The organism is Methylophaga sp. UBA2012, from assembly GCF_002335235.1.
In the GTDB taxonomy this organism is placed as follows: Bacteria; Pseudomonadota; Gammaproteobacteria; order Nitrosococcales; family Methylophagaceae; genus Methylophaga; species Methylophaga thalassica.
Window position 1 is genome coordinate 173,178 of the sequence record NZ_DDCG01000003.1, and the last position, 26,591, is coordinate 199,768.

Sequence of the window (26,591 nt, forward strand, 5' to 3'; positions counted from 1 at the left end):
CTGTCTATGAGCCCACGTTACGCATGTACTGCTAACCCCGCCCCAGAATTATTCAATACCGAAAAGCTAGGGATGAATAGCGATGCTCTTATCAAAGATTTCAAACGTTATTACGGTACACACTTAGCTCAGGATAAAGGTTGTGCTTCAGGTCATTACCTCTACTCATCACTGGCACTGACATTAAGAGACCGGCTGTTCAACCGCATGAAGCATACTAAGCACACCTATGCAGAAAAGCAGTGTAAACATGCTTATTATCTGTCAATGGAATTTCTTATGGGTAGAGCCATGGGCAATGCGGTTCTAAACCTCGGTTTAGAAAAAGAAACGACCAAAGCACTCAATGAACTCCATTTAAACTTTGAAGATTTAATCGAAATGGAACACGACGCCGGGCTCGGTAATGGCGGTCTCGGGCGATTAGCGGCGTGTTTTATAGATAGTTGTGCCACCTTACAACTCCCCGTTACAGGCTATGGGCTGCGTTATGAATATGGCATGTTCCAGCAACGTATCGAAAACGGTTTTCAGGTGGAAAAACCTGATCACTGGTTACAGGATGGTAATCCATGGGAACTGGAACGTCCGGAATTTACCCAACGGGTTAAATTTGGCGGTCACACCGAATATCACCCAACCGACAGTGGTGATATGAAAGTCCACTGGGTCAACACAAATGATGTACTGGCTATCCCTTTTGATCTGCCCATTCCCGGTTATCAAAATGGCACAGTTAACGTGCTGCGTTTATGGAAAGCGGGTGCCACCGATGAGTTTAACCTGGAAGACTTCAACTCAGGCTCTTATACCGAAGCGGTTGCTGCCAAAAATGAAGCTGAAAATATCAGCATGGTGCTCTACCCCAATGATGCCAGTGAGAATGGTAAAGAACTTCGTCTGCGCCAACAGTACTTCTTAGCCTCGGCCAGTCTGCAGGACATCCTCGATTACTGGGTCACGACACATGGTGAATCCTTCGATAATTTTGCTGAGAAAAATTGTTTCCAATTAAATGACACCCACCCGACTGTGGCTGTTGCCGAACTGATGCGTCTATTAATGGATGAACATGGATTAGGCTGGGAAAAAGCATGGGAAATTACTTCCAGCACCATGGCCTACACTAACCATACCCTGTTACCAGAAGCATTAGAGCGCTGGCCGGTGAATATGTTTGGTCGTCTGTTACCACGCATTCTGGAAATTATTTATGAAATTAATGCACGCTTTCTTCGTGAAGTCGCCACTCGTTGGCCTGGAGACAAAGCGCGCCTTGCACGCATGTCTATTATTGAAGAAGGCGGTGAAAAACAAGTTCGTATGGCTCATCTGGCCATCGTCGGTAGCTTCTCCATCAATGGTGTCGCGGCCTTACACTCAGAGTTACTGAAAAAAGGCTTATTCCACGACTTTTACGAACTCTGGCCACATAAATTCAACAACAAAACCAATGGTGTGACACAACGCCGCTGGCTCGCCTGGTGTAATCCAGACTTAAGTGAACTCATCACAGACACCATTGGTGATAACTGGATTACCCAACTGACTGAGCTGAAAAAACTGGAAGCCTATGCCCATGACAAGGCTTTCCAAAAGAAATGGCATGCCGCTAAACTTGCCAATAAACAACGTTTGGCAAAATTAGTGAAAGATAGCTGTGGCGTTGAGTTCAATCCTGAAGCTATGTTTGATATTCAGGTAAAACGCATTCATGAATACAAACGTCAGCTACTTAATATTCTGCATGTTATTCACCTTTATGACCGTATCAAACGTGGCGATACCAAAAATATGACGCCGCGCTGCGTACTGTTTGGTGGCAAAGCTGCACCAGGTTATGTCATGGCAAAACGCATCATCAAACTGATTAATAATGTTGCCAGCACAGTGAATAATGATCCGGATGTGGGCGATCTGTTAAAAGTCGTCTTTTTGCCAAACTATCAAGTTTCAGCCATGGAAGTGATTTGCCCAGCAGCTGATTTATCAGAACAGATCTCTACCGCCGGTAAAGAAGCCTCTGGTACGGGCAATATGAAATTTATGATGAACGGCGCGATGACTATTGGAACACTGGATGGAGCCAATATTGAAATCCGTGATGAAGCCGGCGCTGAAAACTTCTTTCTGTTCGGTCTGACTGAAGACGAAGTCACTGAGCTCAAGCCCACCTACAATCCACGGTTTATTATTGATAATGATGCCGATCTGAAACGCGTCGTCAACTTGTTAGAATCAGGCCACTTCAACCAATGTGAAGAAGGTGCTTTTGATGACATTATTGCTGCTTTCACCAGCCCCAATGACCCATGGATGACGGTTGCAGACTTCCATAGCTATGTGGAAGCCCAGCAACGTGCAGCGGAAGTCTATCAAGACAAAGAACGCTGGATAGCAATGAGTATTATGAACAGTGCTAACAGTGGTATGTTCTCTACCGACAGAACCATGGAAGAGTACAACAACGATATCTGGAAATTAGAAAAAATTAATCCACGGTTTTAATTTTGAGCGGCCAAGAGGGTGTTAACGACTCTCTTGGCTAAACACCTCTTGAGCCGTAGCAGATTATCAGCAAAGTCCGTATAATCTTCGGCTCAACTTCACGCGCCTGTAGCTCAGTTGGATAGAGTACCAGTTTCCGAAGCTGGGGGTCACAGGTTCGATTCCTGTCAGGCGCGCCACTTTTAAACAAAAAACATTCAAGCACCCTATTCCTCATTATCTGTGGACGTGACAAACGTTCTCATATCAAATGCTGGGAAACTTGCCCGAAAATCTGGGGTAATTATCAGCTGCTCAATATCATCTAAACATTTTTAATACGCTCTCCAACAATAAGGAGAGAGAAATGAATGTTTTGTTATTGGGTGCTGTCGCCATGATTACAGCCTTGATTTTATCTGCATGGTTAATGACATTTGCTCGCTGGTTCCCTATAAAAGGGATTGATGGCGACTTTTTAGTGGATTATAAAACCATGATCAGAGCGCATGTTGACTATGCGCTTATGGCATTGTTTAGTTTGGGTTTCTACGGTGCAGCTTCAGGCGCCAATATTGAGCTATCAAAGATCGCATGCCTTTGCATTGCTGTTGGTGGATTTACCAATCCGACGATTTTTGTCATCGCTGCCTTTGATACCGACTTCTGGAATAAAGCTATTTGGAAAATTTTCTCCGCGCTCAGCTTTATTGTTACAACAATTGGTTTTGTATGGATTGCCTACAGCTTTCTGATGTTCGCTATTTAGCAACAGATTGTTACGTATAAATCGTTCTAATGTTGTAATAGAGCGCCTATATATGGCGCTCTTTTTAATCTAACCTCATATTTTTATATTCATTTTATGAAACGGTATGCATTCCAGAAAATGAAATATATAAAATGTAGGCTACTAAAATAGCATCTACTTTATTAATTTTATTAAGAATTCAGCGTTAACCCTCTATCTCAATATAAAAATTTCTGACTAAGTTTACTTTTGTCATAAATCTTTAACTTAAGGTCGTTACTCTTATCGAGTTAAAGATTTTTATTGCTTAATTAACTAGTCAGGAGTTTCTATGAAACTATTTGCAAAAAATGCAAAGTCAGTCTTTCTTATTACTGCACTTGTTGGTGCTATGTCATCAACTGTCGCCCATGCCGAACTGAAATTAAATGGTTCTGGTGCCAGCTTCCCTGCTCCACTTTATAACAAATGGTTCAAGGACTACAGCAAACAAACTGATGGTGTGCGTATTGACTATCAATCAAAAGGTAGTGGTGCAGGTATCCAAGACTTTATCAATGAAACTGTTGATTTTGCTGCTAGTGACGCAGCGATGAAAGACAGCGAAATCGAACAAGTGAAAAAAGGCGCTATTTTATTGCCAATGACTGCCGGTGAAGTTGTTCTGTCATACAACTTAGACGGCATCAAAGAATTGAAACTGCCTCGTGACGTTTATCCTGAAATCTTCATGGGTAAAATTACAAAATGGAATGATCCAAAAATTCAAGCAGCTAACCCTGGCGTGAAACTGCCTGATGAAAAAATCACTGTCGTTGTTCGTTCTGATTCAAGTGGTACTAGCTTTGTATTTACTAACCACTTATCAGCGATCAACAGTGAATTCAAAGAAGCAGTGGGTGGTTCTAAATCTCCGAACTGGCCAAGTGCAGGCACCATTGTTAAAGCGCCTAAAAATGACGGTGTAACAGCCACAATCAAACAAACTCCAGGTGCAATTGGTTATATCGAATATGGTTTTGCCAAACTGACTAAAATGCCAACCGCTGTTCTTGAAAACCAAAAAGGTAAATTTGTGAGTGCAGGTAGCGAAAGTGGTGCTGCAGCATTAGCGACTACTCCTTTCCCATCAACAACTCTGCCAGGTAGCGATGTACCAGACTTACGCGGATGGGCAACGGATCCAGCAGGTGATGATGCCTACCCAATCGCTACTTTCACTTGGTTACTTGTCTACAAAAATCAAGACGATGATAAAGCAAAAGCCATGCGTGACTTGATTGAATACATGGTAACGAAAGGTCAAGAATCATCTGAATCTATGGGCTATATCCCATTACCAGAAAACGTTGTTGAGAAAGTTCGCAACGCTGCAAAAATGATTCAGTAATCAGGCCGTTGAAGACTCAGATTAAAATGCTGCAAGGACGTTTGACCTTGCAGCATTTTCTCTGTTTTAGAGACAGCATAAAACATGTTTCAAATACGAATGAATAATTGATAGGAACGCACATGGTTTACGATCCATTTAAAGAGGCAAGCAGTGATAAAACACTGTCTGCACCACCATCTACCACTGATTATTTAAAAGACTCTGTATTCCGTTCTTTTGCTTATTTTTGCGCCTTATCCATTATTCTTTTGGTCGCCTATATCATTTTTGAATTAGGCTCACAGGCATTACCTGCCATTAAAACACACGGCCTTGGTTTTATTACCGGCACCACCTGGGATACTAATGAAGGTGTGTTTGGTGTATTGCCAGAAATCTGGGGCACATTATATAGCTCGTTTTTGGCACTACTCCTTGGTGGCTTTTTAGGTGTGGCAATTGCTATTTTCTTAACCCAGAGCTTTGTTCACGCTAAATTCGAAATGATTTTTAGAACGATCATCGAATTATTAGCTGCTATTCCTTCTGTTGTTTACGGTTTGTGGGGTATCTATGTGCTTATCCCATTAATCAGACCCGGCGCGCAATGGTTACATGAGACATTGGGCTGGTTTCCATTATTTGGTACAGACCTTAGCGGACCAGGTCTCGCACCCGCCGCCCTGGTTTTAGCCATTATGATTCTACCCACCGTGGCAGCTATATCTGCCGATGCTTTCCGTCGCATTCCTTATAAAGTGAAAGAAGCGGCTTATGGCATGGGTGCAACAAAATGGGAAGTGATCTTAAAAGTCATGTTACCTACCGCCTCGTCCGGCATATTGGCTGGTCTGGTACTGGGGTTTGGACGCGCTTTAGGGGAAACGATGGCGCTCGCAATGTTGATTGGTAACGTTAACAACATCAACTTATCGCTGTTTGCCCCGGCAAATACCCTAGCCTCACTTCTTGCATCAACCTTCCCTGAAGCGGGTCAAATTGAAATCCAGGCATTGATGTATGCGGCATTAGTTCTATTACTCATCACATTCATCGTAAATGTCGCGGGCCTTGCTGTGCAGCAATACACCATGCGTAAATTTGAGGGTAAAAAATGAGTCAATTACAAATGGAAGAGCCAGTATTACCTCCCAGAATTGAATTACCGGCGCTGGAAAAAAATCTTTTTGAGGTGAGAGCCTTAAAAAATTACTTCCTGACTTCTATGGTCTGGGTATTGGCGGTACTCGCCAGCATCCCCTTATTTTCAGTGATTTATATGCTGATTGTTCAGGGTGGCGCAAGACTGGATATGGAAGCGATTACCGCCTTACCACCAGCTGGGTTTGAAATGGGCGGTGGTTTTGGTAACGCGATTGTCGGTACTTTAACCATGGTCGGCATTGCCTCAGCCATCAGTATTCCGATTGGTATCATGGCTGCGCTTTATTTATCCATACTGAACCCGTCAAGCAAAATCGCAACGCTGTCACGCTTTTTAGCCAAAGTATTGACTGGTTTTCCTTCAATTTTAGCGGGTGTGTTTGTCTACGCTGTAATTGTTATTACCACGGGAACATACTCGGCTTGGGCAGGTGGTGTGGCGTTAGCTGTGCTGATGTTACCAACCGTCACATTGGCCGCTGAAGAAGCCATGAAGCAAGTGCCACAAAAAATGAAAGATGCGGCATTTGGCATGGGCTGTACACGTACTCAAGTGATTTTGAAAGTCGTGCTACCGACGGCTTTACCAGGCATTCTGACTGGTGTGATATTGGCTGTAGCAGGTGCTGCAGGTGAATCGGCGCCATTGCTGTTCACTGCCTTATTTAGTAACTACTACATGGCTGAACTAGCTGAACCTACAGCCTCTTTATCCATACTGATTTACAACTTTTCTGGCATGCCATTTGAAAATCAGCTTGAATTAGCTTGGGCAGCCTCACTGGTACTTGTCTTACTTGTGCTGTTTTTCAATATTCTGGCCCGCGTTGTCGGCAGATCGAAATTTAAAGAATAACGGAAGGAAAATCTATGAACATGCAAACCGATACCGGTGAATTCATTGCTAAAAAGTACGAGCCAAAAGGCCCGGTTGTTTTAGACTGCCATGTAAAAAACATTTACTACGGTGATTTCAGAGCGGTCAGAGACACCACGATTCCTATTGAGAAAAATAAAGTCACTGGCTTTATTGGTCCCTCAGGTTGTGGCAAAAGTACTGTATTACGCAGCATGAACCGGATGAATGACCTCATCGACTCATTCCGTTTTGAAGGCCACATCCAATATCACAAGCACGATATTTACAGCAAAAAAGTGGATGCTGTAATCGTAAGACGTTATATCGGTATGGTCTTTCAGTTGCCTAATCCCTTCTCGATGAGCATTTATGACAATGTCGCATTTGGTCTGAGATTAAATGGTTATAAAGGTGATGAAGAAGAGATGGTGGTCAAAGCACTTAAACGTGCAGCTATTTGGAATGACGTTAAAGATAAACTGAAAAATAGCGGTTTATCACTATCAGGTGGTCAGCAACAACGTTTGTGTATTGCCAGAGCCATTGCGACAGAACCTGATGTTTTATTAATGGATGAACCTTGTTCTGCACTGGATCCGATTGCTACGCGTCAGATCGAAGAACTAATGGTGGAATTAAAACAGCATTACAGTGTGGCCTTAGTCACGCACAATATGCAGCAAGCAACACGCGTGGCTGATACAACCGCGTTCTTAGGTGTGGATATTTCACAAGGTGGCCGTACGGGTTATCTGGTGGAAATGGATGAAACTAAGAAGATTTTTGAAGACCCTCAGCAGTTGTTAACTAAACAATACGTGCGAGGTGAGTTTAGTTAAGCTAAACCGTTATTATGGGGTCATCATCATTTAATGCAGTTCATAATGCAACGCACGATCTGACAAGCAATATCGCTCGACTGGATATTGCTGCTGTCAGGTCACGTCTGCTTAATACGAAAAAAAACTTCGACAAAATTAATCAAACACTCAGCGTAAAAAGAACGCCGCCTTCAACAGAAGTGATTGAAAACCTGGTCGCAGGTTACGCCAAGATCGACTTTTATCTGGCTAATGGTATAGAACTTTTCGCTATGGGTAACTCACACCTGTTGTTAGAGTTGAACCATATTGTTCTTTACCACACTTCATCAATCTCTAAAGAAGAGTCTCAACATCAGTTTGAGGCTACAAAAGCCCACTTTTATGCAGCTCGCAATGGCGGAATTGGTCAACTCATGGATTGGTTAGCCTTAAATCAACATACCAATGTCTGGAAACGAACAGCGGGATTGTTTACCAATATATTGAGTCAGCCACAGCTGTTTCTGGAAGGAAATCACCGTACAGGCTCGTTAATTATGAGCTACCTGCTGATGAGAGAAGGATATCAGCCATTTGTATTGTCTTATGATAATGCCAGACATTTTTTTGAGCCTGCCGAGCTGACAAAAAAACGTCGCAAGAAATCATTAGTCGACGATTTTATTTATCTGCCAAAACAAACACGCAAATTTGCCAAACTGCTAAAAGATGAGCAAAAAAGACAATCTTTCCTGCAAACTTGACTAGTGATAGCGCGTGTTAGATTTTTTTTCTTTTAATTCGCCCCGGTTAGCTTCGATAATTTTTTGAAATTTCTCGGGATCTTTGCGAAGAATATCAATGTATTCGGTCACCAACTCGTGCCAGTTATTACCACCATGGATAGAAAACTTCTCTAAAGCCAGCAACAGAAACTTGGCCGCTACTCTGAGTTGTTTGCTATCTGCCTCACCATACCAATCGAGTAGCTCTTCATAAAGCGCCTCAATTTTTTCCAGAGGCGTGAACTCTACAATCATATCTTGAGAATCTTTTTTACTCATATTAGCGGCTTTTATTTCTTGAATGATTCAAATGGATAGAGGTCGCGTTAGCTGGCTCATTCTGAATTAAGCAGACTGAACACCAGAGAAATCAGCCTTTAGTATATGTATTATATCGAAATATCCGTGACCGAATCTGAATAAAATCAGGCTAAATCATCTCAGCATCACTTTGTCTTTTACAGTTAAAACACTAACTAAACAAACACTTTACGATCATTACCGCTCAACAGATTCAAAGTAGAAAAAACAACGTTGTATAGAAACTGTCCACTTGTCTGAGATTCCAGACAGCATTTATTTATGGAAACAAGTGCAATTAATTCCTTTTTTTGACTGTTAGTCTTTCCCAACCCCTCGGGGATTATCAAACATGATTTTGTGTTTGGTAAATGATGACTTATAGAAAAGCCCTATGTTTTTTTATACGTCAGCGTTTGGTACAGGAGTGGCGACTTCAGCTTCCGCCACTCCTTTATCTTAAGTTTGAAGGGAAAATTTATGAAAAAAACGACAATATCTCTGGCACTAATGTCAGTGGCTCTGCCTATTACAAGTTATGCAGATGAATTGCTTTCTATGCAAAAAAACCCAAATGAATGGGTAATGTCAGCAGGTAACTACGCCAACCACCGTTATAGTGAATTGACAGATATTAATAAAGATAACGTCAAAGATCTGAATATGGCCTGGTCATTTTCTACAGGCGTATTAAGAGGTCATGAAGGTAATTCACTTGTTATTGGCGATACCTTATATATTCATACGCCATTTCCAAACATTGTGTATGCATTAGATTTGAACAATGACGGTGCTATCAAATGGAAATACGAACCAAAACAAAACTACGATGATACCGTGCCGGTTATGTGCTGTGACGTCATCAATCGTGGTTTAGCTTACGGTGACGGCAAAATCTTCCTTAATCAGGCGGATACCACATTGGTAGCTCTTGATGCTAAAACGGGTGAAGTCGTTTGGTCTGATAAACGCGATGATCCTAAAGTAGGTGCAACTAACACCGGTGTTGCTCATGTATTTAAAGACAAAATCGTAGTGGGTATCTCTGGTGGTGAGTTTGGTGTTCGTGGTTATGTTCAGACTTATGATTTAAATGGTAAGTCTTTATATAAAGCCTACAGCACAGGTCCTGATGCAGAAATGTTAGTGGATCCAGAGAAAACAACTTCAATGCTGAAACCTATCGGTGAAAACTCATCTTTAAAAACATGGCAAGGTGATCAGTGGAAAATTGGTGGTGGTACCACTTGGGGTTGGTATTCTTATGATCCTGATCTCAATCTGTTCTACTACGGTACGGGTAATCCATCGACATGGAACCCATTACAACGGCCTGGTGATAATAAATGGACCATGTCATTGTTTGCCCGTGATTTAGATACTGGCATGGCTAAATGGGTTTACCAAATGACGCCACATGATGAGTGGGATTACGATGGTGTAAACGAAGTCATTCTGGCCGATCAGAAAGTTAAAGGCAAAATGTACAAAACAGCGGTTCACTTTGACCGTAACGGCTTTGGCTACACCATGGATCGTGCATCAGGTGAGTTATTAGTGGCTAACAAATTTGATCCCTCTGTTAACTGGGCAAATAGCGTTAATCTGAAAACAGGTTTACCGGATCGTAATAAACAGTACTCACCAGAATATAACGGTGAAGACACAAGCACGACGGGAATTTGCCCGGCAGCACATGGTGCTAAGGACCAACAACCTGCCGCGTATTCACCAAAAACCGGCTTGTTCTATGTACCTACCAATCATATTTGTATGGATCTGGAACCGTTCCAAGTGGAATATTTAGCCGGTCAACCGTATGTTGGTGCTGAAGTAAATATGTTCGCCGCGGAAAAAGACAATATGGGTAACTTTATTGCCTGGGATGCTCGCGAAGGTAAAATCGTCTGGTCAGATAAAGAAAGATTCTCTGTATGGTCAGGCGCAGTGGCGACGGCCGGTGATGTTGTCTTCTACGGTACATTGGAAGGCTACCTAAAAGCAGTAGATGCGCAAACTGGCCGTGAATTATGGCGCTTCAAAACCCCATCAGGCATTGTAGGTAACGTGAACACTTACAAACATGATGGCAAACAGTACATCGCTGTATTGTCAGGTATTGGTGGCTGGGCAGGTATTGGTATGACCAATAACCTGGAAAATGATACTGATGGCTTAGGCGCTGTAGGTGCCTATAAATCTCTATCAAGCTGGACTTCATTAGGCGGCGTTCTGAGCGTATTCAGCTTATAAAATGCCAGCGTAGTAATACAAAGCTCGACACAGTGCAAAAAACTCCGGTGATAGAAATATCATCGGAGTTTTTTTATGTGTATCTGTTTATTTTATCTTCGTGCCAAATAAAGATTCTGTTACCGCTCTATTCACTCTCTAATCCCTTTTTAAGTTCATTTTCTTAAGGCAAAAAAAAGCCCTCATCAGAAAACTGAAAGGGCGAAGGGAAAACCAATGAAAGCCGTAAAGCTTGTATCAATAATAGAGAAATAAAGGCTCTCTCAATATAGGAAAAACTCCCTTTATCTCTCAGTAAACTCAGCTTAAGGCTTTCACACGACCGTTCTTATCCTATCCAAGTCCAAACCTTCCCACTCATTTATCGACAACAGCAGAATTATCCACTCACGCAACAAGAACCTCTTTTTGAATATACAAAAACAACAAAGATAAAGAGGAAAATGATTGCCCTAGTATCTATATTAAAATGCAATCTTTAAGGCAAGCATGCTGAAGCTTCTCACGCCAGATAAAAAAAAGGCCCTGCAAGCAGGGCCTTTTCTACATCAATTGATGCTGTCTTGTTTTATTCGTTTACAACGAAGTCAACACGACGGTTTTTCGCTCTTCCAGCTTCTGTATCGTTGGTGGCAACTGGGAATTTTTCGCCCATACCGACTGGAATCAGGTAGCTACCGTTAATACCACGTGAAGTCAGGTAATCAACAACAGACTGTGCACGTTCTTGTGACAGTTTTTGGTTGTAAGCTTCACTACCGATGCTATCAGTGTGGCCTTCAACACGGACTTCAACAACGCTGTCAGTATCTTTCAGAACAGCTACCGCTTCTTCAAGAATTTGTTTCGCATCATCAGTCAAAGTTGCTTTATCAAATGCGAAGTTAACACCTTCTAAAGACAATACTTTTTCACCTGCTAATGGGCAACCATCTTGGTCAACGATAACGCCTTTCGGTGTGTTAGGGCACAGATCTTTATAATCAGGCACTGCATCACCATCAGAGTCTAACGCACAACCTACACGGTCAACAGTGACACCAGGAGGAGTTTGTTGGCACATATCAATACCGTCATAAACACCGTCTTTATCAGTGTCATATGCGCAACCATTTTGGTCGACTAAAGCACCTGGAGGTGGTTCTACAGCACAGACAGGTTTTTCAACAGCTGCCACTTCTTGTTCTTCATCACCGTTCGGGCAGAGTAATAGCGCTAACATTGAACCGACAACTGCGCCACCAGCAGAAGCATCAGAGTCACCAACAGCAGCACCAGCAGCACCACCAGCTAAAGCACCACCAACTGCACACATAATGTTTTGGTTAGTTGTTTTCGGGTTACCCGCACAACCAGCCAGCAATGCTATTGCAAAAGCTGCTGACAGGAGTTTTGTTAATTTCATATTGCCTTCCTTTTCCGTAGAAAAATAAACGAACACGTCTTAAAATTGATTTGCTCAATACCGAGTGTGGTACTTTCGCTACATATTAAACCAGTATTTGCCTGACGTCTAATAGATCTTATAAGTCATAGGGTGAACTCTGTGTCAAAAAAACAACAATCACATACGCCCTATCACATCTTCGGGTTCAGCTTGTAATGACAAACTGGAAACTGAACTATCTTTGGCTAATTCGCCGGACTCCATGCCTAGCTTGATCATTAAGCGTACTTCATTGGCTGAATCGGCATTACGTAAAGCTTCTTCGTAGCTAATATCACCTGCTTTATATAAATCATAGACAGCTTGATCGAACGTCTGCATCCCAAGCTCTTTAGAACGTTTCATTACTTCTTTGATTTCATAAATCTTGCCTTTCTCAATCAAATCAGCAATCAGCGGCGTATTAAGAAGTACTTCAACCGCAACAGCCCTGCCCGAGCCATCCTTTTTAGGAATGAGTCTCTGTGCAATAACCGCTTTAAGATTTAATGAAAGATCCAAAAATAATTGTTGATGACGCTCTTCAGGGAAAAAGTTGATAATCCTATCCATTGCCTGATTCGCATTATTAGCGTGTAAGGTGGATAAACAAAGATGGCCGGTTTCTGCAAAGGCCACACCGTAATCCATGGTCTCACGTGTACGTATCTCACCAATCATGATGACATCCGGCGCCTGACGCAGTGAATTGCGTAAAGCAACTTCATACGAATCAGTATCAATCCCCACTTCCCTTTGTGTCACCACACATCCGGCATGCTTATGATCAAACTCAATAGGATCTTCAATCGTTAGAATGTGGCCTGTACTGTTTTGATTGCGATAACCGATCATCGCCGCCAATGTGGTTGACTTACCACTGCCTGTCGCCCCGACAAATATGACTAAGCCACGTTTTGTCATCGATAATTCTTTGATGACCTGAGGCACATGAATTTCTTCAATGGTAGGAATTTCATCTTTGATACGGCGCATGACCATAGCAATTTTATTTCGCTGGTAAAGCGCGCTGATACGAAAGCGACCTGCACCTTTAGTCTCCAGTGCATAATTACACTCTTTTTCACGTTCAAATGTTTTTTTCTGAGCATCTGACATCGTGCTCAGTACTAAATCTCTGGCCTCATCATCCTGCAGTGCTTCCTGAGAGAGCGTTGCCATTCGGCCATTCACTTTCAAGGTAACCGGGCGGCCAGCGGTAATAAATACATCTGAGGCATCATGTTTCACAGCGGCTTTTAGTATTGTGACAATTTCCATATCACACTCCTCTAACGGAATAAGTCTTTATTAACAGCACGTGGTAATGCCTCTTGTTTGGTGACCTTTTGTCGTCTGACTAAATCCTGCAAACACTGATCTAAGGTTTGCATTCCAATAGCGCCGCCCGTCTGAATAGCCGAGTACATCTGCGGTACTTTGTCTTCTCGAATCAGGTTTCTGATAGCCGGAGTACCAATCATAATTTCATGTGCAGCGATGCGTCCGCCTCCCACTTTCTTCATCAATGTCTGGGAAATAACGGCACGCAATGATTCTGACAACATGGAGCGCACCATGTCTTTTTCCGCAGCAGGGAAAACATCAATAATCCGGTCAATAGTTTTGGCTGCCGAAGATGTATGTAAGGTACCAAACACCAAATGTCCGGTTTCTGCGGCTGTCAGCGCCAGTCTGATTGTCTCCAGATCACGTAACTCACCGACCAGGATAATATCCGGATCTTCACGCAGCGCACTTCGAAGTGCTTCACTAAAGCCATGTGTATCACGATGCACTTCACGCTGATTAATCAAACATTTTTTACTTTGATGCACAAATTCGATTGGGTCTTCAATCGTCAGAATATGTTCATTATCTTTTTCATTTCGATAATTAATCATGCCGGCCAACGTAGTGGACTTACCTGAACCTGTAGGCCCGGTGACCAACACAATACCGCGATGATTATCCGCGATGGTTTTAAAAATATCGGGAGCGCCCAGTTCTTCCAGACTGAGTACTTTTGATGGAATCGTTCTGAAAACGGCAGCAGCACCACGGTTCTGATTAAACGCATTAACACGAAAACGTGCCAGCCCCGGTACTTCAAATGAAAAATCAGCTTCAAGAAATTCTTCAAAATCTTTACGCTGTTTATCATTCATAATGTCGTAAATCATCGCGTGGACATCTTTATGTTCCATCGCCGGCAGATTAATGCGCTTGATATCACCATCCACACGAATCATTGGCGGCTCACCTGACGAAACATGTAAATCCGAAGCATTGTTTTTTGCGCTGAACGCAAGCAATTCAGTAATATCCATCAACGATTCCTATGCGGTTTGGTGTAGTCTAGTTAATTCAAAATTTAAGCAATGAGTATAAAGGTATCGCGCCCTTATGAGGCTTGCAACATGACAGATGTAAAAAAACGTTTCCAACAAATTCATCACGAAATAAGCACATCGGTATCAGCGGCAAAACGTGATCCACAATCGGTGCAGTTACTGGCTGTTAGCAAAACATGGCCAGCCGATACCCTGCGTGAAGTAGCCGCATTAGGCCAACGCCAGTTTGGTGAAAATTACCTGCAGGAAGCCTTAGATAAAATTGACGCTTTAGCCGATCTTGATTTGGAGTGGCATTTCATTGGTCCTATCCAATCAAATAAAACCCGTGATATCGCCGGGCATTTTGACTGGGTTCAGAGTGTCGACAGAGAAAAAATTGCCCGTCGTTTAAATGAGCACAGACCTGACTCACTGGCACCACTCAATGTCTGCATACAAATCAACATTGACGAAGAAGAGACCAAGTCCGGTACCAGCCCAGAAAAGTTACTGACGTTAGCTGACTACATTGCAACACTCGATAAGCTCAATCTAAGAGGACTGATGGTGATTCCCTCGCCCAAAAACTCCGTCGCCGATGAAAAAGACAGCTTCTCACGTGCTTATGAACTTTTTCAGCAATTACGTCATAAATACCCGCAGGTAGATACCTTATCTATGGGAATGACAGCAGACATGTCTACAGCCATCGCTTGCGGCAGTACAATGGTACGTATTGGTACGGCATTATTTGGACAACGTAATAAGCGTTAGCTCTTCAATGTGACAGACTCAGATGATACATAGATATAAGGTGAACAAATGAAACAATGCACGATCGCATTTATTGGTGGCGGCAATATGGCGCGTAGCCTGATTGGTGGCCTGATAAGCAACCAGTTTACTGCAGAAAACATTCACGTTTCGGATGCGAATACCGAAGCTTTGGATAATTTATCCTCACGCTACAATGTAAAAACCTTTACTGATAATCTCGCCGCAATTGCCGATGCAGATGTCATCATCCTGGCTGTGAAACCGCAACAGCTGCAATCGGTTATTCGTCAAATAGCACCCGCATGGCAGCAGGATAAATTACTCATCTCCATCGCTGCTGGAATCAGGTTAAATGACATTTCTCGCTGGTTAGACTTTGAAGGTGCTGCTATCGTCAGAGCTATGCCAAATACACCCTCGCTGGTTCAGGCAGGCGCTACCGCACTCTGTGCCAATGACTATGTGACATCTGCACAACATGAGCTGGCTGAATCCATGCTTAGAGCTGTTGGTCTGGCATTATGGATTAGTGATGAAAAACAGATGGATGCCGTAACCGCCTTATCTGGCAGCGGACCAGCCTATTTCTTCCTGGTACTTGAAGCCCTGCAAACAGCAGGAATGGAGTTAGGTCTTCCAGAAGAAACTGCCAGATTATTAGCACTGGAAACCAGTTTCGGTGCTGCTAAAATGGCATTGGAAAGTGATGAATCGGCCTGCGTGCTTCGTCAGCGAGTCACCTCACCAGGTGGCACAACAGAACGTGCCCTGGATGTGTTTGAACAAGGTGATTTGCGAGGCTTGTTTAAACAAGCACTCACAGCGGCAGCGCAGCGGGCTGATGAACTGGCTGAACAATTAGGACAAGACTATGACTAGTAGTTATATCAGTAATCCGCTTATTTTTCTTATCGATACCCTCATCTATTTATACATGGTTGTTGTTGCGCTGCGCTTGATTATGCAGTGGGCCCACTGGGAGTATCACAATCCTATGGTGCAGTTTATTATCAAACTCACCCAGGTACCGGTGAAGTTTCTTCGCCGTTTTATTCCTGCCGCAGGTCGTTGGGATACGGCCACTCTGGTATTACTGATTGTTGTAGCACTGATAAAAATCATTGCCGTTGGCATGCTCGCTGGCGTATTACCCAAAGGTCTTTTCTGGCTGACAATACTCTTTGCAGAACTATTTCAGCTGTTTATCAATATTTTCACCGTCAGCATTATTATCGAAGTGATATTAAGTTGGGTCACGCCCGCAGGAAGTTATAATCCGGTGGCGCCCTTAGTCGGTAAGATGAATGCTCCCTTACTTCGTCCAGTTAGAAGAACCATTCCGCCTGTTGCAGGTGTAGACTTATCTCCACTGTTTGTATTACTGGGATTACAAGTTTTATCGATGTTAGTCATGCCGCTATTAGCAGGTCGCTATATATGATCCAGATTGCGCTGCCACGGCAGTCTGATTAGACTTAACGCTTTTTTACGGGAATCAACCATATATGCCGGAATCTATACCAGCTGACTCTGTTGGTCTGGTGAAACCATCGACAATTCATATCGATACGCCACTTCAGCTTGACTGTGGTAAGACACTACCAAGTTATGACTTAGTCTATGAAACCTATGGCTCATTGAATGAGAATGGCAGCAATGCTGTATTGATTTGTCACGCCCTTTCAGGTGATCACCACGCCGCCGGTTTCCATACGATGGAAGATCGCAAACCCGGTTGGTGGGATACGGCTATCGGTCCCGGCAAGGCGATTGATACCAACCATTTTTATGTGGTGTGTCTGAACAATCTGGGTGGTTGTAAAGGCTCCACCGGTCCAAACACGATTAATCCTGAAACGGGCGAGTTATATGGCCCTGACTTTCCTATCGTTACCGTCCCTGACTGGGTTCGAAGTCAGGCGATGCTTGCTGATCGACTAGGCATTCAGCAATGGGCAGCCGTCATTGGTGGCAGCCTCGGTGGCATGCAAGCTTTACAGTGGTCAATCAGCCTGCCCGAGCGTGTTCGGCATGCTATCGTCATTGCCGCCGCCCCTAAATTATCAGCACAAAATATTGCCTTTAATGAAGTCGCCAGAACCGCGATAAAATCTGATCCTGATTTCCACGATGGTTATTATATAAAACATAACACCTTGCCACGTCAGGGACTTGGGCTCGCACGTATGCTCGGGCATATCACCTATCTTTCAGATGAAGCAATGGGTGAAAAGTTTGGCCGTGAATTACGTAATGGCGCCATTCAATATGGCTATGATGTTGAGTTTCAAATCGAAAGTTATTTACGTTACCAAAGCACCAGCTTCGTTGAACGCTTTGACGCCAATACCTATTTATTAATGACTAAAGCACTGGATTATTTTGATCCTGCCCAGGCGTTTAACGATGATCTTGTCGCTACCGTTGCGAATATTCAGGCTAAGTCGCTTATCATCTCATTTACCAGTGACTGGCGCTTCTCACCTGAACGCTCAAAAGAAATCGTCAACGCCATGCTGGCTGCCGGTAAATCCGTCTGTTATGCCGAAATTGAAGCTCACCAGGGCCATGATGCGTTTTTAATGCCCATACCTCGCTATTTGGAAATCTTTGGCACCTATATGCAACAAATTGCTGCGGAAGGAGTGAAATAATGGCCTTACGTGTCGATCAGCAAATCATCAGTGACTGGATTCCTGATGGCGCCAAAGTGCTGGATTTAGGTTGTGGTAACGGTAGCCTGCTTAAACATCTGCAACAAAGAAACATCACAGGCTATGGCTTAGAAATTGATAACAGTAAATTTGCTGAATGTATCGAAGCTGGGATCAATGTTATCCAGGCAGATTTGGATGAAGGTTTAGCGCAGTTTGCTGATCAGAGTTTTGACTTTGTTATCTTGTCACAAACCTTACAAGCGATTCAGCGCCCTGACTTTTTATTGCAAGAAATCGTTCGTGTTGGCAAAAATGGCATTATCGGTTTCCCTAACTTTGGTCACTGGCAATGCCGTGTGCAATTAGCACTAGGTGGAAAAATGCCGGTCTCCAAAACACTTCCGAATGCTTGGTTTGAAACACCAAATATTCACTTATGCACAATCCAAGATTTTGAGAACCTTTGTGCTGATCATCAACTCAAGGTTCATAACAGAAGCATTGTTAACCACAACAATAAAGACAGCTTAGGAATACGATGTCTGCCTAACTTATTTGGTCAGGTCGCGATTTACCGAGTTCAAAAACAACATGATTAAACAATATCAAAAAGAATTTATCGAGTTTGCCATTGCCACAGGTGTTTTGCGGTTTGGTTCATTTACACTGAAATCTGGTCGTCAAAGCCCCTATTTCTTTAACAGCGGCTTGTTTAATAGCGGTGCCAGTCTGGCAAAACTCGGTCGGTTTTATGCTCAAACCATTGCTGACTCTGGACTTGAGTTTGATGTGTTATTTGGACCAGCCTACAAAGGCATACCACTAGCCTCTACCACCGTGGTCGCCTTAGCCGATCAGCATAATCAAGATATGCCTTATGTCTTCAATCGAAAGGAAATCAAGGATCATGGTGAAGGTGGTCAACTGGTTGGCGCTGAACTGAAAGGCAAAGTCCTTATTATCGATGATGTTATCTCCGCCGGCACCTCAGTCAGAGAGTCTGTTGAGATAATCCGTGCCGCTGGCGCAGAACCCGCCGGTGTTATTATCGCTTTAGACAGACAAGAACGCGGTCAGGGTGAGCTTTCTGCCATACAAGAAGTTCAGGTCGAACATAATATTCCTGTATTGAATATTATTTCTCTGAACGACCTTTTAGGCTACCTTAAAGATAGCCCCGATTTTGGCGAGTATTTACCAGCAGTCACCGCATATCGCAAACAATTTGGTGTAGCCTGAACATCAGCCGTAAATTAATTTCGCGGATATACACAAAGTCACAATTTCAAAAGCACGTTTAATCCAGCGGTTACCGTGTTTTATTGCCAGATGGGATCCGAGATAACCACCTAGCAAAGATCCGAGTAGTAATGCAGGTAGCCAGTCCCAACGAATATCCCCCAGCAGTCCTAATGTGATAGCGCCTGCGCCATTCCAAAACAGACCGACCATTATCAGCGTGTAGGCGACTGCACGCTGATAATCCATACCAAACCACCCTACTAGCCATAGTGTCACGAAAAGACCCGTACCTGAGGTTAGAGAGCCATTTAAGAAGCCTATCAGGAACAAGATCATTCCACCGCTAACACAGCCGATCCAGTCTCGGTGTACAGGTTCATAGTTTTGCCCTAAATGTGGTTTCAAAATAGAGTAAATTCCCAAGCCACCAGTCAATATTCCCAGCGCTATCTCTGCCATACGATCGGGAATGAGCAAAATAATATTTCCTCCCAAAACTACTCCAGGCAGCCCGGTAAGTAACATTAAAATAACAAACTGTCGTTCCAAACGACTTGTTTTCAAATATCGCAAAACAGCTCCAACACCCAAAGCGACGCTGGCCACTTTATGGGTTGCTAAAGCCACAGAAAAACTTAAACCAAGGAAGATTAAAACGGGAAATTGAATAAGGCCGGCACCACCACCTGAGAAGGCAGAAAAAGTATTGGCTACCAATGAGACCAAAAACAAGATAAATTGATCAAGAAAATTCAATTGTTGACTCCAATCACGCAGACAAGATCATGATACCTAAACTACCCCTGTTGATATTTTGCTCTACATTCAGCCTTTCAGTCAGTGCAGGTCAGTTGTATCGCTTTCCTGATGAGAACGGAGTCATGACTCTCAGCACAACATTACCATCAGCCGCATCGCAAAAAGGCTACGATATTATCGACTCTGAAACCATGCGCCTGATTGAACGCGTTCCTGCAGCTTTAACTGAGCAGGAACTACTTGAGCAGGCCGCCAAACAAAAAGTCGAAGAAGAAGCACGTCTACAAGCAGAAGAACAGGCCAAACAGGCAGAAGAAGCTCGACAGGCGCAACAAACTTACGATAAAACCTTACTGATTACTTATCGTTCTGAAGCAGATCTTATTCGCGCTCGTGATAGTGATATTGCTTATAGGCAAGAACAAATTGCTATGCATCAACAAAAACTCCCTGAGCTCAAACAATATCTCTATGAACTACAAAATGAAGCCGCTCAGCGTGAGCTAAGTGGGGCGAAAGTCACCGCCAATATGCAAAAACGCCTAGATGCAGCTAAAGAGGAAATTCAAGTCAGACAACAAGCTATTACCGAACTTAAAGCAGAAATTACAGAATTACAGTCGAAGTATCAGCACGATCTTGAACGTCTTAATTACCTGCTTAAACGTAAGCAGTAACTAGACTAAAGTATCTAAAACAGATAATAACTGCTGATTTTCACCCGCTGTACCGATAGAGATTCTTAAAAACTGATTAATTCTCGGCTTAGTGAAGTGTCTGACGATAATGCCTTCTTTTCTGAGCCCGGCAGCAATTTCTACAGCATCTACCTGCTTGTGTGAAGCAAAAACAAAGTTTGCAGCAGATGGCAGGACATCAAATCCCAACTCCTCAAGACCTGCTACCACTTTATTCCGCTCATCGATCACCGCTTGGCAGGTTTCATTGAAATAAGCTTTATCATTCATTGCAGCAACACCAGCTGCAGAAGCCAGGCTGTCAACAGGATAAGAATTAAAACTATCTTTAACTCTGATTAATCCTTCAATAAGATCAGCTTGACCAATCGCATAGCCAACTCTCATTCCAGCCAGCGAGCGTGATTTTGACATGGTCTGCACGATTAACAGGTTGGGATAATCTTTTACCAGACTAACCGCAGACTCACCACCAAAATCAATATAGGCCTCATCTATTACCACAACAGACTCAGTATTCTTCTGTAACAGTCGTTCGATTTCAGACAGTGCTAATAAGCAGCCTGTTGGCGCATTGGGGTTGGGAAAAATAATCCCGCCATTGATGCGATCATAATCATCAACATTAATACTAAAATCATGACTAAGTGGAACAGTGTCATAGCTTATCTGATAAAGCTGACAATACACCGGGTAGAAGCTGTAGCTGATATCTGGGAATAGAATAGGTGCTTCTTGTCTGAAGAATGCATTAAAAACATGCCCAAGCACTTCATCAGAACCATTTCCAACAAATACCCAAGCAGCATCAATCCGATAAAAATCAGCAATCGCTTGGCGTAGCTCGGCCGATGTGGGATCCGGATATAAACGTAAGCGATCACTTGCCGCCATGCGAATAGCCTCAATCACTTTTGGTGATGGGCCATAGGGATTCTCGTTGGTGTTGAGTTTAGTCAAATTGGCCAGTTTAGGTTGTTCACCTGGCACATAAGGGTCTAACTCATTAACAAAACCGCTCCAAAAGCGACTCATGATTAATCCTTAAGACGATATTCTGCTGAACGAGCATGGGCTGTAAGACTTTCACCGCGAGCTAGAACCGAGGCGATCTGACCTAAGCTCTGTGCGCCTTGTGCAGACACCTGAATCAAACTGGAACGTTTTTGGAAGTCATACACACCCAGCGGCGAACTGAATCTTGCTGTTCTTGATGTCGGTAATACGTGGTTAGGTCCCGCACAATAATCACCCAAAGCCTCAGGTGTATAGCGGCCTAAGAAAATAGCACCGGCATGACGGATTTTCTTTGCCATTTCCATCGGTTCATCGACAGATAATTCTAAGTGTTCAGCGGCGATAAAGTTGGCAACCTCAACAGCCACATCCATATCGTCAACGTGAATAAGCGCTGCACGATTTTTGAGTGATGTGGAGATAATCTCTTTACGTTCCATGGTCGGCAAAAGCTTAGCAATTGAAACTTTGACTTTTTCCAGGAAATCGGCATCAGGCGATATCAATATCGATTGTGCATCTTCATCATGTTCTGCCTGTGAAAACAGGTCCATGGCAATCCAGTCAGGATCGGTTTTACCATCACAAATCACCAAAATCTCAGAAGGTCCGGCAATCATATCAATACCAACGGTACCAAAAACCATGCCTTTTGCAGTAGCCACGAAGATGTTACCCGGCCCCACAATCTTATCCACCTGTGGAATCGTTTCTGTACCGTAGGCCAGTGCAGCTACAGCCTGAGCACCACCCACAGCAAAGATACGATCGACGCCTGCAACGGCTGCCGCTGCCAATACCAACTCGTTGACTTCACCATTCGGTGTCGGTACTACCATAATTAGCTCTTGTACCCCAGCCACTTTTGCCGGAATCGCATTCATTAATACAGAGGATGGATAAGCGGCTTTACCACCTGGTACGTAGAGTCCAGCCCGGTCTAACGGTGTCACCTGTTGTCCAAGCAAAGTACCGTCTTCTTCCGTATAGCTCCACGAACTCTGTTTTTGATGGTCATGATATTGACGCACACGCTGTGCTGCTGCTTCAAGCGCTTGTCTTTGTTCTGCCGGAATATTTTCTAATGCTGCTTTTGCTCGCTCCACAGAAATCTCAAGATCAGACATTTTTTCAGCAATGACATGATCAAAACGACGGCTATACTCAAGCACGGCTTCATCACCACGTGATTTCACCTCTGCAAGTATTTCCTTAACAATGTCTGTTACTTTGTCATCTGATACACCTTCCCAGGCAAGAATTTCTTCAAGGGAAGACCAGAAATCAGCTTGTGATGCACTGAGCTGTTTTAATTCAATCATTGTTTTGTTCTCTAACCGCGTCTCTAATGTGTTCAATAAAAGATTGCATTCGTTTATGTTTCATTTTCATCGATGCTTTATTGACCACTAATCTAGAACTTATATCCGCAATATGTTCCATCGGAATCAAACCGTTAGCACGTAAGGTGTTACCGGTATCGACTACGTCAACGATTCGGTCTGCCAGACCAACCAACGGAGCCAGCTCCATTGAACCATAGAGCTTGATAATTTCAACTTGCTCGCCTTTTTCAGCATAGAAACGGCGAGTACTCTCAACAAATTTGGTGGCTACACGCAATCTACCAGAGCTTGGCTCAACATCGGGCTTACCCGCTGTCATTAATTTACAGCGCGCGATTTTCAAATCAACAGGTTCGTATAGTTCAGCGTGCGGATGTTCCATTAGAACATCTTTACCCGCCACACCAATATCCGCACCGCCGTATTCAACATAAGTAGGCACATCAGAAGCCCTGACAATAATCAATTTTACATCAGGCAGGTTGGTATCAAGAATCAGTTTACGACTGGTTTCAGGATCATCAACGGGCACAATTCCTGCTGCTGCAAGTAAAGGTAAGGTTTCTTTGAAAATGCGTCCTTTTGATAAAGCAAGCGTCAACGTATCAGACATTATCTGACCTCGCAGAGCTCGGAATACGACGAATCTTCGCGCCTAACTGCTGCAACTTCTCTTCAATACATTCGTAGCCACGATCGATGTGGTAAATACGCTCTACTACCGTTTCACCCTCGGCAACCAAAGCAGCAAGAACCAGACAGGCAGATGCACGTAAATCAGTCGCCATTACTGGCGCAGCTGTCAGGTAATCACGCCCCTTACAGACAACAGTGTTACCTTCGATTTGTAAGTTTGCCCCCATTCGTTGCATTTCTTGCACATGCATAAAGCGGTTTTCAAAAACCGTTTCAACAATAGTGGCCTGGCCTTCAGCAATACTATTCAACGCAGTGAACTGAGCCTGCATATCCGTTGGGAAAGCTGGATATGGTGCTGTTCTAATATTCACAGCTTTAGGTCTGTTGCCATGCATGTCGAGAGAAATCCAGTCATCACCGACGCTGATGGATGCCCCAGCCTCTTCAAGCTTTAACAAAACAGACTCTAATTGATTGGCATCAGTATCTTTTAACTTGACTCGTCCACGGGTCAATGCGGCTGCAACGAGATAAGTACCTGTTTCAATGCGGTCCGGTAATATCTGATACTTGGTACCTGATAATGACTTAACGCCCTCAATCACAAGTGTGGCGGTTCCGATACCAGATATTTTTGCCCCCATTTGATTCAGATAATTGGCTAGATCGACGACTTCCGGCTCTCTCGCTGCATTTTCAATGGTGGTAGTTCCTTGCGCTAAAGTGGCCGCCATCATCAGATTCTCAGTACCTGTAACGGTAACCTGATCCATGAAAATATGCGCCCCTTTCAACCCCTTACCACTTGTGGCACGGATATAACCATTTTCAACACGTATGTCTGCACCCATTTGCTGTAAGCCACGCAGATGTAGATCGACCGGACGTGAACCAATCGCGCAGCCACCAGGAAGTGATACGTCTGCTTTGCCATATTTTGCTAATAACGGCCCAAGCACCAGAATAGAAGCTCGCATGGTTTTGACAAGATCATAGGCCGCTTCGGTGTCAGTCAAGGTAGTTGGGTCAATAACAACACCAGACCGTTCATCAACGGTAAGTGTGACCCCCATGCGACCGAGTAACTCAAGTGTAGTGGTAATATCATGCAAATGTGGCACATTACCGATACGTACAGCAGAGTCAGCCAGTAGTGCCCCCATTAAAATGGGTAATGCAGCATTCTTAGCACCTGATATACGTATTTCACCGTCCAGTGCTACACCGCCACTAATAATCAATTTGTCCATAACAGTCTTTGTATTGTCTACTGCTAGGCCGCAGAAGTTTTTAATGATAGAGCGTGAATTTCACCACTGGTAAATTTATCTCCCAGCGTTTCTTTCACCATTTTATGTTGTTGTACTAAAGTTTTACCTGCAAAAGATGGACTGACGACGCGAGCATCAAAGTGCTGTCCATCATCACCAAATACCTGTACTTCGGCATCAGGTAATCCGGCTTCAATCATTTGTTTAATATCAGATGCTTTCATGAGTTTATAGCTTTCAAATTTATTTTAGTGGCAGCAATTCATCTAAGCCAGATGCTTTAGCAATAGCGTCCATCTGTTCAGGTAAATGCTTGAATGCGATTGATTTCCTGGCTTTTTTAGCCGCTCTCATCCAATCTACTAGTAAAGCCAAACCTGCGCTGTCAGCCTGAGTGACATGTTGTAAATCAATTTCAATGTCGTTTACCGCATCGAAGACACCTTTTGATTCTATTAAAGCAATCTTTGCTGACTCAAGTGTCATTTCTCCGGTCACTACAAAACGCTTAGAGTGCTCTTCGTATTTGATAGCAAACAATTCGCTCATGATTTTAATTTTGCATTACGGTCAGCTAAATCACTGATCAGATTATCAACACCTTTGTTACGAATCTGTGTAGCAAAGCTTGAGCGGTAATTTGTGACTAAACTTACGCCATCAATTTTCACGTCATAAACTTTCCATGCATTGTCATCATTTTCATACAACGCCAATGACATAGGAATCGGAGGACCTGCTGGTTGAACGACTTCCATAGGCACAGTCACCCGTTTTCTGGAGACATCATCACGGAAAGGTAACAAGCGGATTTCTTCATTTGTATATTCAAGCATAGCGGTTGAATAGGTTCTGATAAGTAGCAGTCGGAACTCTTCAACGAATTTAACTCGTTGTTCATTATCTAGCTGGCGCCAGTTTTTACCCAAAGCCAGTTTGGACATTTTTTCAAAATCAAAATACGGCATAAGAATTTGTTCGACTAACGAGTAAATCTTATCCGGGTTGTGGTTTAGCTCAGCTTTATTATCTTTCAGTGCTTTTAACATTTCATCGGATGCATTTTTAACCAATGCTTGAGGCACAGGCATACTATCCGCCGAAACCGTTAAACTTGTTGCAAGAAAAAAGCCTGCCATCAGAGACAAAATATATTTGCTTATCATTTTCGTGTTCATTTATTCGTTGCCTTCAGCTTTACTGTATAAAAACTGGCCGATAACTTGTTCAAGAACCAGTGCTGGTTGAGTAAGTGTTATGACATCGCCATTTTTTAAAGATTCATCTTCAGCACCAGCAACCAGACCAATGTATTGCTCACCTAATAATCCAGCAGTGTAGATACTGGCTGATGTATCGAGCGGAATATTATCAAACTGGGGATAAATATTAAGTGTGACTTTGGCATCAAATGTCTTTGGGTCAAGACTGATATCAGCAACACGTCCGACTCTCACTCCTGCCATCGTGACCGGTGAGCGAACTTTTAAACCACCAATATTTCCAAACTCAGCTGTTACCTGGTATCCCTTTTCTTCCGTTAAGTCACCGAGGTTGCTCACTTTCATTGCCAGCATAAATAACGCAGCAATACCCGCCGCGACAAACATTCCAACAGTAATTTCAGTACTCTTACTCTGCATCATTCT

28 protein-coding genes and 1 tRNA gene are annotated in these 26,591 nt (G+C 43.3%); 16 read left to right on the top strand and 13 right to left on the bottom strand.

The window, feature by feature from the left end; genetic code table 11:
- The first annotated feature begins 6 nt into the window (after positions 1-6).
- The 8 genes from B2248_RS04050 to B2248_RS04085 all read left to right on the top strand — a co-directional run bounded on the left by B2248_RS04050 (position 7) and on the right by B2248_RS04085 (position 8,200).
- Positions 7-2,508 (top strand): glycogen/starch/alpha-glucan phosphorylase, encoded by a 2,502-nt coding sequence (locus B2248_RS04050; protein WP_007146958.1) that lies wholly within the window; start codon positions 7-9, stop codon positions 2,506-2,508.
- Between the two features lie 102 nt (positions 2,509-2,610).
- Positions 2,611-2,687 (top strand) — tRNA-Arg (locus B2248_RS04055).
- A gap of 167 nt (positions 2,688-2,854) precedes the next feature.
- Complete coding sequence (locus tag B2248_RS04060) at positions 2,855-3,256, top strand: hypothetical protein (RefSeq protein WP_007146959.1); 402 nt, start codon at positions 2,855-2,857, stop codon at positions 3,254-3,256.
- Positions 3,257-3,569: 313 nt separating this feature from the next.
- The gene (gene pstS, locus B2248_RS04065; protein WP_007146960.1) at positions 3,570-4,628 is read left to right on the top strand and encodes a phosphate ABC transporter substrate-binding protein PstS; all 1,059 of its coding nucleotides are present in this window, start codon (positions 3,570-3,572) and stop codon (positions 4,626-4,628) included.
- Between the two features lie 122 nt (positions 4,629-4,750).
- Positions 4,751-5,728, top strand: a complete 978-nt coding sequence (gene pstC, locus B2248_RS04070; RefSeq protein ID WP_273178665.1) for a phosphate ABC transporter permease subunit PstC — start codon at positions 4,751-4,753, stop codon at positions 5,726-5,728.
- Positions 5,725-6,630, top strand: a complete 906-nt coding sequence (gene pstA / locus B2248_RS04075; RefSeq protein ID WP_007146962.1) for a phosphate ABC transporter permease PstA — start codon at positions 5,725-5,727, stop codon at positions 6,628-6,630. The genes pstC and pstA overlap by 4 nt, the downstream gene beginning before the upstream one ends.
- 20 nt (positions 6,631-6,650) lie before the next feature.
- On the top strand, positions 6,651-7,472 hold the full coding sequence (pstB, locus tag B2248_RS04080) for a phosphate ABC transporter ATP-binding protein PstB (protein WP_379008298.1): 822 nt from the start codon (positions 6,651-6,653) through the stop codon (positions 7,470-7,472).
- A gap of 14 nt (positions 7,473-7,486) precedes the next feature.
- On the top strand, positions 7,487-8,200 hold the full coding sequence (locus B2248_RS04085; protein WP_273178662.1) for a hypothetical protein: 714 nt from the start codon (positions 7,487-7,489) through the stop codon (positions 8,198-8,200).
- Here the strand turns inward: B2248_RS04085 and B2248_RS04090 are convergent, their stop codons facing one another.
- Positions 8,201-8,500 carry a hypothetical protein gene (locus B2248_RS04090; RefSeq protein WP_007146965.1) on the bottom strand — a complete coding sequence of 100 codons (300 nt, stop codon included), beginning with the start codon at positions 8,498-8,500 and terminating at the stop codon, positions 8,201-8,203.
- Positions 8,501-9,001: 501 nt separating this feature from the next.
- Between B2248_RS04090 and B2248_RS04095 the strand changes: the two genes are divergently transcribed.
- The gene (locus B2248_RS04095) at positions 9,002-10,774 is read left to right on the top strand and encodes a methanol/ethanol family PQQ-dependent dehydrogenase (protein ID WP_273178659.1); all 1,773 of its coding nucleotides are present in this window, start codon (positions 9,002-9,004) and stop codon (positions 10,772-10,774) included.
- A 568-nt stretch (positions 10,775-11,342) separates the two neighbouring features.
- Here the strand turns inward: B2248_RS04095 and B2248_RS04100 are convergent.
- The 3 genes from B2248_RS04100 to B2248_RS04110 form a co-directional block, all read right to left on the bottom strand.
- Complete coding sequence (locus B2248_RS04100) at positions 11,343-12,179, bottom strand: OmpA family protein (RefSeq protein ID WP_007146968.1); 837 nt, start codon at positions 12,177-12,179, stop codon at positions 11,343-11,345.
- A gap of 159 nt (positions 12,180-12,338) precedes the next feature.
- Positions 12,339-13,481 (bottom strand): PilT/PilU family type 4a pilus ATPase, encoded by a 1,143-nt coding sequence (locus B2248_RS04105; RefSeq protein WP_007146969.1) that lies wholly within the window; start codon positions 13,479-13,481, stop codon positions 12,339-12,341.
- Between the two features lie 11 nt (positions 13,482-13,492).
- Positions 13,493-14,530, bottom strand: coding sequence for a type IV pilus twitching motility protein PilT (locus B2248_RS04110; RefSeq protein WP_007146970.1), 1,038 nt, complete (start codon positions 14,528-14,530; stop codon positions 13,493-13,495).
- A 90-nt stretch (positions 14,531-14,620) separates the two neighbouring features.
- Here B2248_RS04110 and B2248_RS04115 point away from each other — a divergent pair, with 90 nt between their 5' ends.
- The 6 genes from B2248_RS04115 (at position 14,621) to pyrE (ending at position 19,209) form a co-directional block, all read left to right on the top strand.
- Positions 14,621-15,310, top strand: coding sequence for a YggS family pyridoxal phosphate-dependent enzyme (locus tag B2248_RS04115; protein WP_273178656.1), 690 nt, complete (start codon positions 14,621-14,623; stop codon positions 15,308-15,310).
- Between the two features lie 48 nt (positions 15,311-15,358).
- Positions 15,359-16,192, top strand: coding sequence for a pyrroline-5-carboxylate reductase (proC, locus tag B2248_RS04120; RefSeq protein WP_273178654.1), 834 nt, complete (start codon positions 15,359-15,361; stop codon positions 16,190-16,192).
- Positions 16,185-16,754 carry a YggT family protein gene (locus tag B2248_RS04125; RefSeq protein WP_007146973.1) on the top strand — a complete coding sequence of 190 codons (570 nt, stop codon included), beginning with the start codon at positions 16,185-16,187 and terminating at the stop codon, positions 16,752-16,754. The genes proC and B2248_RS04125 overlap by 8 nt, the downstream gene beginning before the upstream one ends.
- 64 nt (positions 16,755-16,818) lie before the next feature.
- Entirely contained in the window at positions 16,819-17,967 is a 1,149-nt protein-coding gene (gene metX, locus B2248_RS04130) for a homoserine O-succinyltransferase MetX (protein ID WP_007146974.1), read from the top strand.
- Positions 17,967-18,569, top strand: coding sequence for a methionine biosynthesis protein MetW (gene metW, locus B2248_RS04135; RefSeq protein ID WP_007146975.1), 603 nt, complete (start codon positions 17,967-17,969; stop codon positions 18,567-18,569). Before metX ends, metW begins: the two co-directional genes overlap by 1 nt.
- Positions 18,565-19,209 carry an orotate phosphoribosyltransferase gene (gene pyrE, locus B2248_RS04140; RefSeq protein ID WP_273178786.1) on the top strand — a complete coding sequence of 215 codons (645 nt, stop codon included), beginning with the start codon at positions 18,565-18,567 and terminating at the stop codon, positions 19,207-19,209. The genes metW and pyrE overlap by 5 nt, the downstream gene beginning before the upstream one ends.
- Before the next feature lie 3 nt (positions 19,210-19,212).
- Here pyrE and B2248_RS04145 read toward each other — a convergent pair whose 3' ends face one another.
- Entirely contained in the window at positions 19,213-19,968 is a 756-nt protein-coding gene (locus B2248_RS04145) for a sulfite exporter TauE/SafE family protein (RefSeq protein ID WP_273178653.1), read from the bottom strand.
- 125 nt (positions 19,969-20,093) lie between these two features.
- Between B2248_RS04145 and B2248_RS04150 the strand changes: the two genes are divergently transcribed.
- Positions 20,094-20,648, top strand: a complete 555-nt coding sequence (locus B2248_RS04150) for a DUF4124 domain-containing protein (RefSeq protein WP_273178651.1) — start codon at positions 20,094-20,096, stop codon at positions 20,646-20,648.
- Here B2248_RS04150 and hisC read toward each other — a convergent pair whose 3' ends face one another.
- The 8 genes from hisC to mlaD are packed head-to-tail and all read right to left on the bottom strand — an operon-like array spanning position 20,649 to position 26,585.
- On the bottom strand, positions 20,649-21,704 hold the full coding sequence (hisC, locus tag B2248_RS04155) for a histidinol-phosphate transaminase (RefSeq protein ID WP_273178649.1): 1,056 nt from the start codon (positions 21,702-21,704) through the stop codon (positions 20,649-20,651).
- Positions 21,705-21,706: 2 nt separating this feature from the next.
- Complete coding sequence (gene hisD, locus B2248_RS04160; protein WP_273178647.1) at positions 21,707-23,008, bottom strand: histidinol dehydrogenase; 1,302 nt, start codon at positions 23,006-23,008, stop codon at positions 21,707-21,709.
- On the bottom strand, positions 23,001-23,645 hold the full coding sequence (hisG, locus tag B2248_RS04165) for an ATP phosphoribosyltransferase (RefSeq protein ID WP_007146981.1): 645 nt from the start codon (positions 23,643-23,645) through the stop codon (positions 23,001-23,003). The genes hisD and hisG overlap by 8 nt, the downstream gene beginning before the upstream one ends.
- Positions 23,638-24,921 (bottom strand): UDP-N-acetylglucosamine 1-carboxyvinyltransferase, encoded by a 1,284-nt coding sequence (murA, locus tag B2248_RS04170; RefSeq protein ID WP_273178645.1) that lies wholly within the window; start codon positions 24,919-24,921, stop codon positions 23,638-23,640. Before murA ends, hisG begins: the two co-directional genes overlap by 8 nt.
- 23 nt (positions 24,922-24,944) lie before the next feature.
- Positions 24,945-25,166 (bottom strand): BolA family protein, encoded by a 222-nt coding sequence (locus B2248_RS04175; RefSeq protein WP_007146983.1) that lies wholly within the window; start codon positions 25,164-25,166, stop codon positions 24,945-24,947.
- A gap of 19 nt (positions 25,167-25,185) precedes the next feature.
- Entirely contained in the window at positions 25,186-25,491 is a 306-nt protein-coding gene (locus B2248_RS04180; protein WP_273178643.1) for an STAS domain-containing protein, read from the bottom strand.
- Positions 25,488-26,108, bottom strand: coding sequence for an MlaC/ttg2D family ABC transporter substrate-binding protein (locus B2248_RS04185; protein ID WP_139031946.1), 621 nt, complete (start codon positions 26,106-26,108; stop codon positions 25,488-25,490). Before B2248_RS04185 ends, B2248_RS04180 begins: the two co-directional genes overlap by 4 nt.
- 12 nt (positions 26,109-26,120) lie before the next feature.
- Positions 26,121-26,585 (bottom strand): outer membrane lipid asymmetry maintenance protein MlaD, encoded by a 465-nt coding sequence (mlaD, locus tag B2248_RS04190; protein WP_202796155.1) that lies wholly within the window; start codon positions 26,583-26,585, stop codon positions 26,121-26,123.
- Between the last annotated feature and the right edge of the window lie 6 nt (positions 26,586-26,591).